This window comes from Fundidesulfovibrio butyratiphilus, assembly GCF_054657235.1.
The window spans coordinates 206,952-220,120 of record NZ_BAAHXA010000002.1; the positions used below are offsets into that span (position 1 = coordinate 206,952).

At 60.5% G+C, this 13,169-nt stretch carries 9 protein-coding genes; 3 read left to right on the forward strand and 6 right to left on the reverse strand.

All coding sequences use genetic code 11. The features are described 5' to 3' along the window. Positions 1-84 precede the first annotated feature (84 nt). From ACYQ01_RS12085 to ACYQ01_RS12105, 5 genes are all read right to left on the reverse strand, one after another. Entirely contained in the window at positions 85-1,299 is a 1,215-nt protein-coding gene (locus tag ACYQ01_RS12085; protein ID WP_459934118.1) for an acetate kinase, read from the reverse strand. Between the two features lie 63 nt (positions 1,300-1,362). Next, positions 1,363-3,453: a phosphate acetyltransferase gene (pta, locus tag ACYQ01_RS12090; RefSeq protein WP_459934119.1), complete on the reverse strand. Its 2,091-nt coding sequence runs from the start codon at positions 3,451-3,453 to the stop codon at positions 1,363-1,365. A 613-nt stretch (positions 3,454-4,066) separates the two neighbouring features. Then, complete coding sequence (locus tag ACYQ01_RS12095) at positions 4,067-5,179, reverse strand: LeuA family protein (RefSeq protein ID WP_459934120.1); 1,113 nt, start codon at positions 5,177-5,179, stop codon at positions 4,067-4,069. After that, a complete protein-coding gene (locus ACYQ01_RS12100; protein ID WP_459934121.1) occupies positions 5,176-6,897 on the reverse strand; it encodes a putative bifunctional diguanylate cyclase/phosphodiesterase in 1,722 nt (573 codons plus the stop codon). Before ACYQ01_RS12100 ends, ACYQ01_RS12095 begins: the two co-directional genes overlap by 4 nt. A 12-nt stretch (positions 6,898-6,909) precedes the next feature. Next, entirely contained in the window at positions 6,910-7,716 is an 807-nt protein-coding gene (locus tag ACYQ01_RS12105) for a sulfite exporter TauE/SafE family protein (protein WP_459934122.1), read from the reverse strand. A 393-nt stretch (positions 7,717-8,109) separates the two neighbouring features. Here ACYQ01_RS12105 and ACYQ01_RS12110 point away from each other — a divergent pair, with 393 nt between their 5' ends. The 3 genes from ACYQ01_RS12110 (at position 8,110) to ACYQ01_RS12120 (ending at position 11,555) form a co-directional block, all read left to right on the forward strand. Beyond that, on the forward strand, positions 8,110-9,054 hold the full coding sequence (locus ACYQ01_RS12110) for a methyltransferase domain-containing protein (protein ID WP_459934123.1): 945 nt from the start codon (positions 8,110-8,112) through the stop codon (positions 9,052-9,054). A 323-nt stretch (positions 9,055-9,377) separates the two neighbouring features. Next, positions 9,378-9,878: a hypothetical protein gene (locus ACYQ01_RS12115; protein ID WP_459934124.1), complete on the forward strand. Its 501-nt coding sequence runs from the start codon at positions 9,378-9,380 to the stop codon at positions 9,876-9,878. 159 nt (positions 9,879-10,037) lie between these two features. Continuing rightward, the gene (locus ACYQ01_RS12120; RefSeq protein WP_459934125.1) at positions 10,038-11,555 is read left to right on the forward strand and encodes a class I adenylate-forming enzyme family protein; all 1,518 of its coding nucleotides are present in this window, start codon (positions 10,038-10,040) and stop codon (positions 11,553-11,555) included. Positions 11,556-11,603: 48 nt separating this feature from the next. On the opposite strand, the gene ACYQ01_RS12125 is transcribed toward ACYQ01_RS12120, so the two are convergent. Further along, positions 11,604-13,154, reverse strand: a complete 1,551-nt coding sequence (locus ACYQ01_RS12125) for an MFS transporter (protein ID WP_459934126.1) — start codon at positions 13,152-13,154, stop codon at positions 11,604-11,606. Positions 13,155-13,169 lie beyond the last annotated feature (15 nt).

The window sequence follows — 13,169 nt, forward strand, 5'->3', positions numbered from 1 at the left end:
CAGCCGCCGGAGGCTCTTCCTTGTAACAAAAAAGGAGGACGCAAGCGTCCTCCTTTTCGAAGTCATATTGTATGACGTATTGTCTTACTGAGCGCTGACCAGGGAGTAGGTCTGGTTGGCGATTTCGAGTTCCTCGTTGGTGGGGATCACGAAGATGGCCACCTTGGAGTCGTCGGTGCTGATCTTTTCGATCTGGCCGCGCTTGAAGCCGTAGTTGCGCTCCTTGCTGACCTTGACGCCCAGGGCGCCGAGGGTGCTCAGGCACTGCTGGCGGGTGTCGGGGTCGTTCTCGCCGATGCCGGCGGTGAACACGATGGCGTCGCAACCGTCCATGACGGCCAGGAAGGCGCCGATGTGGCGGGTCACGCGGTAGGAGAACATTTCAAAGGCCAGCTGGGCCATCTTGTCGCCCTTTTCGCGGCGGGCGTGGATGTCGCGCATGTCGGAAACGCCGGCGATGCCTTTGGAACCGCTCTGCTTGTTGAGCACGGTGTCGATTTCGTCAATGGTGAGGCCCTTGTTCTTGGCCAGGAAGGCGTGGATCGAGGGGTCCACGTCGCCGGAGCGGGTGCCCATCATGAGGCCTTCCAGGGGCGTGAGGCCCATGGTGGTGTCGATGCACTGTCCGTTCTTGACGGCGGCCATGGAGCAGCCGTTGCCCAGATGCACGGTGATGACGCTGGTCTGGTCGAAGGGCTTGCCCAGGACCTTGGCGGCCTGCTTGGCCACGTAGGCGTGGGAGGTACCGTGGAAGCCGTAGCGGCGGATGCCCAGGTCCTTGTAATATTCGTAGGGAATCGGGAACAGGTAGGCGTAATCCGGGATGGAGCCGTGGAAAGCGGTGTCGAACACGGCCACCTGGGGCACGCCCACGAACAGACGGGTGGCGGCTTCGATGCCGGTGAGGCCGGCGGGGTTGTGCAGGGGAGCCAAGGTGCTGAACTGCTTGATGGCGGCTTTGACATCTTCGGTAATGAGCACGGGCTGCCGGAAGGCTTCGCCGCCGTGCACCACGCGGTGGCCGATGGCGCCGATTTCGGAGGCGTTCTTGACCACGCCGGCTTCGGACCCGGTGATGAGACCGGCGGTGCGTTTCAGGGCGGCTTCATGGTCGGTGAAGGGCTCTTCGGAGACCACGGCCTTTTCCTTGGGGGTGCCAGGATAGGCCTTGTGGGCGATCTTGCCCACGGGTTCGCCGATGCGCTCCACCAGGCCGGAGCACAGCACGTCCAGGTTGTCCATGTCGATGAGCTGGTATTTCAGGGAAGAGCTGCCGCAGTTGAGAACGAGAACTTTCATGAGACTTGACTCCCTCGGTGCGCCCCGGACCGGTCCGGGGCGCATGTTGGTGTGTTCGGAGGTTTAATTTTGCGCCTGGATGGCGGTAATGGCCACGGTATTGACGATGTCGGGCACGGTGCAACCGCGCGAGAGGTCGTTGACGGGCTTGTTCAAGCCCTGGAGAACCGGACCGATGGCCACGGCCTGGGCGGCGCGCTGCACGGCCTTGTAGGTGTTGTTGCCGGTGTTTAAGTCGGGGAAGATGAACACGGTAGCCTTGCCCGCCACCTTGGAGCCGGGCATCTTGAGGGAGGCCACGCTGGGATCGATGGCGGCGTCGTACTGCAGGGGGCCTTCCAGGGCCAGTTCGGGGGCCATTTCCTGGGCGATCTTGGTGGCTTCGCGCACCTTGTCGACATCGGCGCCCGAGCCCGAGCCGCCGGTGGAGTAGGACAGCATGGCCACGCGCGGCTCAACGCCGAAGGCCTGGGCGGTCTGGGACGACTGGATGGCGATTTCGGCCAGCCCCTGGGCATTGGGGTTGGGATTGACGGCGCAGTCGCCGAAGACCAGCACCCGGTCGGACAGGCACATGAGGAAGCTCGAGCTCACGATGGACATGCCGGGCTTGGTCTTGATGATCTGCAGGGCCGGGCGGATGGTGTCGGCGGTGGTGCAGATGGAGCCGGAAACCATGCCGTCGGCGTGTCCGAACTGGACCATCATGGTGCCGAAGTAGTTGGTGTCGAGCATCTGGTCGCGGGCGATTTCCATGGTCACGCCCTTGTTCTTGCGCAGCTCATGGAAGGCTTCGGCGTAGGTCTCCAGGTGGGGCGACTTGGCCGGCTCGATGATCTCGGCGCCGGAGAGGTCGAGACCGAGCTGGGAGATGCGGCCCTTCACTTCTTCTTCGTTACCCAGGATGATGAGGTCGGCCACGCCGCGGCGCAGCAGGATATCGGCCGCCAGCAGGATGCGGTCGGACGCGCCCTCGGGCAGCACGATGCGCTTGCGGTTGGCTTTGGCCTTGTCGATGAGCAGGTATTCGAACATCTTGGGCGTGATCTTGGCCGTGGTCTTGGCCGCGAGACGCTGGCGGAAGTCGTCGCAGTTGACGTGGGTCTCGAAGGAGCCGAGCGCCGTGGCGATTTTCTTCTGGTCGCTGGGATCGATGCGTCCGTACAGGTCCATGAGGCAGCGGGCCACCTTGAAGGTGTGCCCTTCGGCCAGGAGCACGGGAACGGGCACCCCGGTCCAGCCGTCGATCAGGCGACGGACGTTGCGATGCGGTTCGATGCCGCCGGTGAGCACGATGCCGGAAACGGCCTGGTACGAGGTGGAGTTGCGCGAGGCGAAGCAACTGAGCACCACATCGGCCCGGTCGCCGGGGGTGAGCACCAGCGAGCCCTTGGAGATGTAGTCCATGAAGTTGCCCACCTGCATGGCGGCCACGATGTAGTCTTCCACCGGGGTGTCGAGCAGGCTCTTGCCGTAGAGCACCTTGGCGCCCAGCCATTTGGCCACGTCGCCAACGGTGGGCTTGCCGAGCAGGGGTTCTTCGGGAATGGCGTAGGTCAGGCAGTCGCCGCCCATGTACTTGCAGCTCAGGCCGCTCAGCACTTTGGCCTCGTCGCCCGGGGTGACCCGGTTGATGATGGTGGCGAAGATGTCGAGGTTTTTGTCTTCAAAGGCGTCCAGGGCGATCTGGGTGGCGGCGACCAGGCGTTCGGGCTCCTTGCCCAGGGCGTTGGCCACCACGATGACCGGGCAGCCCAGGTTGGCGGCCAGCTCGGCGTTGAGGTCGAATTCGAAGGCCGGGTCGGCGCCCACGAAGTCGGTGCCTTCGCAGAGCACGAAGTCGTAATTGGCTTCCAGGTCCTTGAAGCGCTGGAGCACGTTGTCCACCAGCAGGGCGCTCTTGCCCTGGGTGATCAGGTCGCGGGCCTGGTCCAGGGTGTAGACGTAGGTGTCCTCGTAACGCATGTTGAGGGAGAACTGGTTGAGCATGAGCGCGATGTCATGGTCTCTTTTGCCCACGTCGCCGTTGCTGATGATCGGTCTGAAAAAGGCCACTTTGTTGAAATGCTTGAGCAGCATTTGCATTACGCCAAGGCAGATGGCGGATTTGCCGCTGCGGGCTTCCGTGGCTATGATATAGAGATTTTTCGCCATTTAAGACTCCTGGATCGACTTGGGGTTCGAAGGAACCGGCGGGAAGGAAGGATGCCGCCGAAAGGCAAAAGAGCCTGAGGGCCGGCCGTGTGGCGGTCGGAAAGAAACGGCTTGGACGGGGGGAAGACGCCGGCTGTGCGCCGCCTTGAACGGAAAATCTGGCAGAAGGGCCGTGAGGGCCGCGCCATCGCCGGGAGGTGCTGTGGCCGGCCCGAGACCGGCCGGTGGGACGTCGGGTGTCATGACATACCGGTTGCCGAGGTTGCGTTTGCCGGCCCAGCGGAGTCGACAAGCTTGGGGCCTTTGGGAAGGCCCGCCCGCACGGAAACATACCGTGCGAGTGCGATAAATGAAGCGGAGCCGAACGCATCGACTCGCCCGAAGCGAACCCGAGGTCACACGGGCGAACTCGGCGGGAAAAAGCCCCTCGGATCGGTCGGAATCGCCGCGCGGACCGCTGCCATTCGGACAGAATCTGTGCATCCCTAGTCACAGGAAGCCTTCGCGGTCAAGGCGTCGTCGGGCAAAAAGGCGCAATATCCGATAGGAAAAGTGGAGGGGAAGTTCCGGGGGGCCTGAACCGCCGGTTTCTTTTGTCGGCAGGCGCGGGTGTTCAGGATTTATTCGCGGGATCGTCCAGAAGGGTTTTGGCTTCGGCGTCGGTCAGGGGACGGCCCAACTGGTTGGAACGGGCGCGCACGGCATCCACCAGGCTTTCCAGATCGCATCCGGCCGGATCCAGGCCCAGGCGGGCGAGCACTCCGGCCACCGCGGCCCGGCCGCTTTTCTTGCCCAGGGACGTGGTGCGCGCGGCTCCCACCGCCTGGGGGTCGAAGGGTTCGAACAGGGCGGGATTCTTGCACAGGGCATGCACGTGCAGGCCGGTTTCGCAGGCGAACACCGCCCCCCCCACCACGGGTTTGCGGTCGGACACCACCAGCCCGGCCGCCTTAGCCACGGCCCGGCACAGCGGTCCCAGGGCCTCCAGGTCGTAGGACTTGCCCAGGCGCAAGGCCAGGTAGGCGGCCAGTTCCTCCGTGGCGGCCAGGCCGGCCCGTTCGCCCAGGCCCAGGGCCGAGCCGTCGGCAAAGGCCGCTCCGGCCATGAGTCCGGCCACGGCATTGGCCGTGCCCATGCCGAAATCGTTGTGGCAATGCACCCCCACATCCACGGAAAGGCGTTGCGTCAGGGAGGTCACCGCGCGGGCAGTGTCCGCGGGGCTCCACACGCCCACGGTGTCGGACAGGCGCACCCGGCACGCCCCGGCCTTGGCCGCTGTGCGGGCGGCCTCGAACACGAAGTCCGCATCGGCCCGGGAGGCGTCCTCCAGGCCGATGGAAACGCGGGGAAAGCCCCGGCTCCGGGCCTGGGCCACGTTGGCGGCCAGAAGTTCGAGCACCTGACCGCGATCCAGGCCCAGACGGGCGGTCATGTGGGCGTCGGAAACGGGCAGGCCCATGTGCAGGGTGTCGGGCGCGCAGGCCTTGGCCTGGTCCAGGTCCTTGGCGCGGCAGGCGGTCCAGACCGACAGGGCGGGCCTGGGGGAGAGGCTCCGGGCGAAGGCGGCCAGGGCGGCCAACTCCTCGTCGCGTCCGGCCACGCCTATTTCGGCTTCTTCCACGCCGGTTCGGGCCAGGAGGGTGAGAATGTCGCGCTTGTCCCGGGGCGAAAAATAGATTCCGTACCCCTGTTCGCCTTCGCGCAGGGTAGTGTCGATGAGCCTCACGTGTCCAGGCCCTTCCATCCAGAGCGCAGGCGCAGGGTAAACTCCTGTTCCGGCAGGGGCCGGCTGAAGAGGTAGCCCTGGCAGCCTCCCCGGCAACCCAGGGAGAGCAGGCATTCCAACTGGTCGCGGGTCTCCACGCCCTCGGTCACGGTGGTCAGGCCCAGGTGATCGGCCAGGGAGAGCACCGAACGCACAATGCCTTCGTCCTCCCTGTCGGTGGGCAGGCCGGAAATGAAACTCTTGTCGATCTTGAGCGTGGTGATGGGCAACCGCTTGAGATAGGCCAGACACGAATACCCGGTGCCGAAGTCGTCCAGGGCCACGCCCACGCCTGCCTGGGCCATGCGTCCGAGAAAGGCCGTGGCCGCGCGGTAGTCGCTCAGAAAGGCCGATTCGGTGACTTCAAGCTCCAGGGCGCTTGGGGAGAGGCCGTTGCGTTCCAGTGTGTTCCAGACAAAATCAATCAGATCCTTCTGTCCGAGCTGTCGGGTGGAGAGGTTCACGGCCAGCTTGAGCGGACCGTGTCCGGCCTTGCGCCACTCCCCGGCCGCCCGGCAGGCCTCGGCGAGCACGAAGCGTCCCAGACTGGGCATCAGGCCGATTTCTTCGGCCAGGGGGATGAATTCCTCCGGGGAGACCACGCGCCCATCCGGGGGAATCCAGCGCACCAGGGCCTCCATGCCCGTGACCCGGCCGGTGCGTATGTTCACGCAGGGCTGGTAGTGCAGAACGAACTCGCGTCGGGACAAGGCCTTGCGCAGGTCGTTTTCCAGCCGCAGCGACCGGCTGGCCCGGTTGCCGAGCTCCTCGGTAAAGAAGACGTAGGTGTTGCGCCCGGCTTCCTTGGCCCGGTGCATGGCGGTTTCGGCGTGCTGAAGAAGCTGTTCGGGCGTGTCGCCGTCGGTGGGGGCCACGCAGACGCCCAGGCTGGCCGAGACGAAATGTTCCTGGTCGTCGATGCGCATGGGTGCGGCCAGGCGCGTGAGAATGCGTCCGGCCACGTGGGCCGCGTCGCCCGGATCGCGCAGGGAGCCCAGCAGCAGATAGAAGCTGTCCCCGCCGAAGCGCGACAGGGTGTCGCTTTGGCGCATGAACCCCGAAAGCCGCTTGGCCACCCTGGCCAGCACCACGTCGCCGGCCAGGTGTCCCAGGCTGTCGTTGACCAGGCGGAAGCGGTCCAGATTCAGGCAGATCACGGCCGCCATGGCGCCGGTTTGGTTCATGGATCGAACGGCCCGGCGCAGCCTGTCCAGAAAGAGGTGCCGGTCGGGCAGGCCGGTGAGGGCGTCGTGGTGAATCTTGGCCAGCAGCAGATTTTCCCGGCGTTTCTGGTCGCTCAAGTCCTGAAACACGGCCAAGTGGCCGGACAGGGTCCCCTGTTCGTCATGCAGGGCGCAGATGCTGAGCCATTCGGGGTAGGCCTCGCCGCTCTTGTGGCGGTTCCAGATCTCGCCCTCCCAGCGTCCGGACTCTTCCAGGCTTTTGCGCATGCGTAGGAAAAAGGCCCGGTCGTTGCGGTCGCAGGAGAGCACCTTGGGGCTTTGTCCCACCACTTCCCGGGGTTCGTAGCCGGTGATGGCGGTGAACGCCGCGTTCACCAGGACGATGGCTCCATGCGCGTCGGTGAGCATCACGCCTTCCCGGCAGTTGGCCAGAAGCGTGCGAAGCAGGGCCGGAGCGCGTCCTTGTCCGGCCAGGGTGTGCAGTGCGGCGTCCATGGGGCGCGGCGCCTACTTCATGACGATGTTGTAGAGCATCTTCGTGGCGACAACGAAGAGAAACAGGGCGAAAATGCGCTTGAGCTTGGCCACGGGCAACTTGTGGGCGATTTTCGCCCCGAGCGGCGCGGTGAGCATGCTAAACACCACCAGGCCCACCAGGGCGGGCAGGTAGATGTAGCCCAGGCAGCCGGAGGGGATATCGGCCTTGTTCAGTCCGTTGAGAATGTAGCCCACGGTTCCCGCGGCGGCGATGGGAAAGCCGATGGCGGCCGAAGTGCCCACGGCCTGGTGCAGGGGGATGTTGCACCAGGCCATGTAGGGCACGGAGAGCGATCCGCCGCCGATACCCACCAGGGCCGACAAAATGCCGATGCCGCCGCCCACGCCCAGGAGGGCCTTTTGTCCGGGGATTTCCCGGCTGGGTTTGGGCTTGAAGTTGAGGAACATCTGCACGGACACGAAGTAGAGAAAGCAAACGAAAAAGCCTTTCAGGAACCGGGTGGGAAGCATCGACGCCACGGTGGAGCCGGCCAGGGTGCCCAGGATGATGCCCGGGGCGATGGATTTGACGATGTTCCAGCGCACGGCTCCGTGCCGATGGTGGGCGCGCATGCTCGACACCGAAGTGAACATGATGCTGGCCAACGAGGTGCCCAGGGCCATTTGCATGAGATAGTGCTGAGGCAGGCCCTGCATGGTGAACAGGGCGATGAGCACGGGAACGATGACGATGCCGCCGCCCACGCCGAGCAATCCGGCCAGGACGCCGGCGCCGGCTCCGGCCAGGGCGTAGAGGGCCCAATACGTGAGATCCATGGAAGTGTTCTCCTGAAAGCGATGTGCGCGCAAAGCGGGTTCGGACCTGCGAATCGGCGCGCTGCGAAGAAACGACCGCTCTTGGCGCGCACCCGGTCCAGGACGGGAAATCGGACGAAACGCCCGGCTTGTCAATCGGTAAACCCGTAACGGCGGGGCTCAGGGAGAAGGAACCAGGACTGCCTCATCTCATGGCCTTGGCCGAGTTCAAGGACACCTGGGGGCGGAAGTACTCCATGTCGTGCTGTCCTGGAAACGCCACTACGCAAGGGTTGACGAAAGGGCAGGAGAAGCGAGTCACAGAGGTGGGCCTTTGCCGCAGGGTTGGTTGTAAATCCATGGAGTATTGTTTATAGGTCTGGCCATCCGTTTACTCCAAAACAGGGATTTCCAATGAAACTCAGTCAAAACATGATCAAAAAGTTGCGCTGCTTGCTTTGCAACGCTGATATCTGCGTAAACGAAGAAGAAAATACCTTGTTTTGCACAGGATGCGGAAAGAAATGGCCGGTTATGCAGGGGATACCAATTTTCATTCGGGACGGAGAATCCCTGTTTAACACAGGGCAATATGCTAAAGGGGAAGATACGACGTATAAAACGCCTTCCAATCGCCTCGTTTCGTTTATGTTCAAGCATCTTCCTTCTGCAGAAGTTAACGTGGCCGCAAAGGCTAATTTCATTAAAATTAGTAAGTTATTAGCAAATGGTGCTTCAGTGCTCGTCGTTGGAGGGGGAGTTGACGGGAAAGGCTTTGGTGTACTTAGAAATCGCAAGGATCTTGACATTGTCTCAAGTGATGTTGTGTTTCAAGAAAAAACAAACATGATTTGCGACGCCCATGACCTTCCGTTTCAAAGCGGATCATTCGATTGCATCGTTTTTCAAGCGGTTCTTGAACATGTGCTAGATCCCAATCAATGTTTGAGAGAAGCATGCCGAGTATTAAAAGACGATGGGATAGTGTACGCAGAGACACCGTTTATGCAACAAGTTCATATGGGAGCTTATGATTTTCAAAGATTTACGAATCTTGGACATCGTTGGTTGTTTCGTGATTTTGAAGAACTCTCGAGTGGGACGGCTTGTGGTGCTGGCACAGCGTTGTGCTGGTCATTAATTTACTTTCTACAGAGTTTCACATCAAAAAGAAAAGTAAAATCACTCCTTCACGCGGCAGGCCGAGTTCTTTTTTTTCCAATCAAATACTTTGACTACATAACGCACGGCACGAAAGGGACTCTTGATGGTGCGTCAGGGTTCTATTTTCTTGGCAGACGCTCTAAAAATACATTATCATATCATGAGTTGATCAATTCCTATCGAGGCTTAACCTAGTGAAAAGCCCATGAAATAAACGGGATCGCTTGACTGTAGTGATTTTGTGCCTCTAATATTGCGTCCAGCACAGAGTGGAGTTCGCATAGGTGATGTTTTGAGTTTTTCGCAGCAGTTCAGCCAGCGAATTATTGAACAGACTTCATGAAACGACGTTTTCAACGGCCAGCTCAAGTGAGCGAACATTTACAAGAGCGACTGACCGTCGAGAGGGGGGGCTTTGGCCAAACGTGATCAATGCTGTTTGACAATAAGGGATATATCTAATATCTATTGATTATATTTATAAAAATGTGAACAATCGGAAAATGGGGAGGGCAGCAATGCGAGTACTTGCAGTGGCCAGCTTGTTTGTGTTGACAGTTTTCTTCTGCAATGTTTCGTATGCATTTGACTGTACAAAGCTGAACTTTGGCGCGAAGTTCAGCGAACTGGATGATGGAAATTTCATTCTGTATAAACAGGTTGAAGGGGTCTCGTACTACAATTACATCGGAAATTGCCGGCTCCAGGTGCATCAGGACGCATGCCCGGCCATTTCCTATGCTTTCGTCGATGGCATGTATTATGCTAGAATTATACGTGTTGTTGGGAGACATAAGGAAGACGTCCTGAACAAAATGAAGGCGAGTTTTGGTCAGAAGATAAAAGTCAAAAAGTCCGGACCTTGGACCGAGTATAGTTGCAACATGACTGATGACGTTGAGTTGAAAGTCAAATGCGACGATCGCACCGGTGAAGTGAAAAGCGCGGCATACAGCATAAAACTGCGAGACCAGCTCGCCAAGAGCTTGAAGAATGATCCGGTGAATCTGGCCAAATAATCTTCAATCCCGTTTGACAGGCTACGCGGATGCGTCCGAGCCTTGAGCGACAAGCCCGCCATGCAGGTCGCTCAAGGCGTTTGAGACGACCTGCTCCCTGTTGCGACAGAGGCGTCGAACACCCGACAGGTTCTTGTTGAAGAAGCTTGCGAGACGCGAATGCTGATCTGGGACATTCTCGAGCGAACAGCCACTCGTACGCCTGACCGCATCGCCATGGTCTTTGGCGGACAGGAAATTACCTATGGCCGTCTCGCAATGGATGTGGAACGGCTGGCTGCGGGATTTCATTCTCTCGGCTTGCGCCCGGGCGACAGAATCGCCCTGGTGCTGCCGACCTCGATGGAACTCGTGACCGCATGTCTTGCCGCAAACCGCGCCGCATTGATCGTGGTTTCCTTGCCTGTCGATGCTCCGTCCAGCCTGTATGCCCTGTATCTGTCTGAAGCCTCCCCGAAGGCTGTGGTGACAAACCGGGAAATGCTCCCGCACTTGCCGAAGGACTCGCTGGGAACAATTGCGCATTGCATTCTTACGGACGGGCAGGTTCAAGGCCGTACGCCGTATTCGTCGCTCATGGCCACGCAGCAGGGTGTACCCCAGCAGTGCTCAACGCACTGTCAAGACCCTATCGGGTTTCTTGTGTTCACTTCCGGCACCACAGGGCGTCCGAAAGCCATAGCGCACACCCAGACCCGCCTTGCAAGAAGGACAGAACACCTCTGCAACGCAATGATGATGACTGACCAGGATACGACGCTCCTGGTGTTCTCACCCCTTCGATCCACATGTTTCGTGTTTCAGGTGCTGGCCATGTTCCGGGTGGGGGGAACCGTCGTCATGGCGAGCCCCCCAGACAGCGGTGCGTTTTGGGACATCTACGCCGAGGTACGGCCGACATACAGCGTATTCATGCCGGCCTACACCCGCAAGCTCTTCGAGCATCCCTCAGCCGCATCGGCCGATCATTCCAGCTTGAGATTTCTGTTGGTATCTGGAGACAATCCCGGCCCGGAGCTGGTCCGCAAGGTGGAGCAAACAACAGGAAAACCGCTGCTCAATCTGTACGGGTTGACGGAAACCGGCCTTGTGGCCGCGCATCCTTTGGCCGGCCCCCTGAACGCGGGGTCCATGGGCAAGCCGCTCGAAGGAGTCGAAATGCGCCTGGTGGACGAAAACGGGCGCGATGTGCCACCGGGAAAATCCGGCAGACTGCTGGTGCGTACGAAGAACTGGATGGCCGGTTATTGGAACGACACCTTGCGAACGCATCAGGCCACCTGCTCCGGCTGGTTCGACACCCAGGATCTTGCATGCATGGACAGGGACGGGTTCTATTGGTTCAAGGGTAGGGCTGCCGATGTGATCGTCCGCAACGCCACCAATGTCGCTTCAGCGCTGGTGACTGATGTGCTGCTTGAACACCCCGCCGTTGCCGAGGCCATTCTCGTGGGCATGCCGGACCCCATTGCCGGCCAGGTTCCGGTGGCGTTTTATCGACTTGGGCAGTCTGCCGACGATCCTGCGGAGGAAACGCTTCGCGCCCTGGTGTCCGCACGGGTTGATGTCGAGTCCGTTCCCGTGGCGTTTCATAGGGTCGATCAGTGGCCTTTGACGCGAGGCGGCAAAGTTGATCGGGCAGGACTTGTGGCTCTTGCCCAGGCCCTCGCAGACTGAAGCCGGAGCATTGCGTCGCCGCCGCTTTCGCGGTGGTTTGAGCCCGAGTTACCTGGAAACGTCGCGGGTGCCGGTTTCCGGCAGCCAAAACGAGCAGATTGCGTTGAGCAGGTAGCAGAGAAAGCCCACGACGGCAGCCGTATAGGCAATTTTAGTCGCGGTGGGGACACCTGCCGGCAGCCAGGCGGCGATCATCGGCGTGAGGGCGGCGAACGACGTGCCTATCATGCGCCCGCCGATGTTTGCGGCAAAGCTTTCCCCTGTTCCCCGCAAGTGGAGCGGAAAAACCTGCGGCAGATAGTTGCCCCAAAAGCTGAATTGGCCGACAGTCAGGAAGCCGGCCAGAAAAATGCCGCTCTCCAGCCAAGAGAGGCTGCTCCCCCCCGCCCATACAAACGTCAGAGGCATCACGGCAAGGCCAGGCAACAGAAACGCGCGCAGCAGTCGTTGCCGGCTGACGACAACGATGGCCAGGCAGGCCAGAACGAATCTGCCCACGAGCCCCCCAAGCGGCGGCGCTTTCATGATTCGGGCGGTGTGGGCCTGTTCGACTTGGCCGGCGATGAGGCGCTCTTCGGCTCTGAGCAGTTGCGCCATGTCCGCGTCTGTCTTGCCCTCTTCGCGCCATCGCGACTTGTATTCCTCCTGCAAGGCAATTGGCAACCGCTGCTTCAGCGCAATGCGGATATCCTCCTTCACTTCGGGCAGTTCGGGAACGATCTGCGGTGTCTGGGCGAGCGCGCCATAAAACGTCGCATAGCTTATCGTGAACATCACCGTGACGAGAATGGTGGTCTTGCGCAATCTTGGGCGAAAGAGTTCAGCAATGCTTGGGCGTTGGAGTTTCCCTGTTCTCCGCTTCTCTTTCCAGAGGGGAGACTCGGGGAGAAACGGTCTGAACAAAAGCAAAGGAATGGCGGGGATGAGGCCTGACATGAGCGTATATCGCCAGTGCGCGTGCGGGTTGGAGACGCAGCCAAGCATATCGAACAGCGCGGGTGTGGCGATGGCCGGGAGCTGAATTGCCGGCAACTGCAATCCGAGAAAGAGCGGGGCGGGGCTGTTAGTGGACCAGGCCGTGACGACGCCGTTGGCAACCGCGACCATGACGCCCCCAAGTGAAGAGAAAACCTGCGTCATGCCGAGTATCCCTTCTCGCTGGTGTTGAGGAAACAATTCCGCGAGCCAGGCTACAGCCGCCACAAATTCCACGCTGACGCCGATGAAGACGAGACAGCGCAATACCAGAAGCATGGGTAGGGTGACTGAAAATCCGGCAAGGAATGCGGCGAAAGAGTAGAGGAGGATGCTCAAGCATAACACTCTTTTGCGTCCAAAGCAGTCCGTCAGGTATCCTCCCAGCAGTCCGAATACTCCGCCGGCCAATGCCGGAACATAGAACAACAGGCTGAACCAGAGCGTAAAAGCCGGCGAGCCGGGCTGAATGCCCCCTAGTTCCAGAAGGGCCGGCTTGATGATTAAGGGCAGCATCAACAGTTCATAGGTGTCAAAAGCAAACCCAATGGCGGCAATCACGCAGACAAACCATTGAAGAATGGTAAGGCGCGGAAACCACTGGGTCATGAAGTCGATACGCATGCGGTGAAGTGGTCC

Coding starts and splice junctions, on each gene's coding strand:
- ACYQ01_RS12105 (WP_459934122.1), bottom strand. CDS start 7,716: ATGGATCTCACGTATTGGGCCCTCTACGCCCTGGCCGGAGCCGGCGCC.
- ACYQ01_RS12100 (WP_459934121.1), bottom strand. CDS start 6,897: ATGGACGCCGCACTGCACACCCTGGCCGGACAAGGACGCGCTCCGGCC.
- ACYQ01_RS12115 (WP_459934124.1), top strand. CDS start 9,378: ATGCGAGTACTTGCAGTGGCCAGCTTGTTTGTGTTGACAGTTTTCTTC.
- pta (WP_459934119.1), bottom strand. CDS start 3,453: ATGGCGAAAAATCTCTATATCATAGCCACGGAAGCCCGCAGCGGCAAA.
- ACYQ01_RS12120 (WP_459934125.1), top strand. CDS start 10,038: ATGCTGATCTGGGACATTCTCGAGCGAACAGCCACTCGTACGCCTGAC.
- ACYQ01_RS12125 (WP_459934126.1), bottom strand. CDS start 13,154: ATGCGTATCGACTTCATGACCCAGTGGTTTCCGCGCCTTACCATTCTT.
- ACYQ01_RS12110 (WP_459934123.1), top strand. CDS start 8,110: ATGAAACTCAGTCAAAACATGATCAAAAAGTTGCGCTGCTTGCTTTGC.
- ACYQ01_RS12085 (WP_459934118.1), bottom strand. CDS start 1,299: ATGAAAGTTCTCGTTCTCAACTGCGGCAGCTCTTCCCTGAAATACCAG.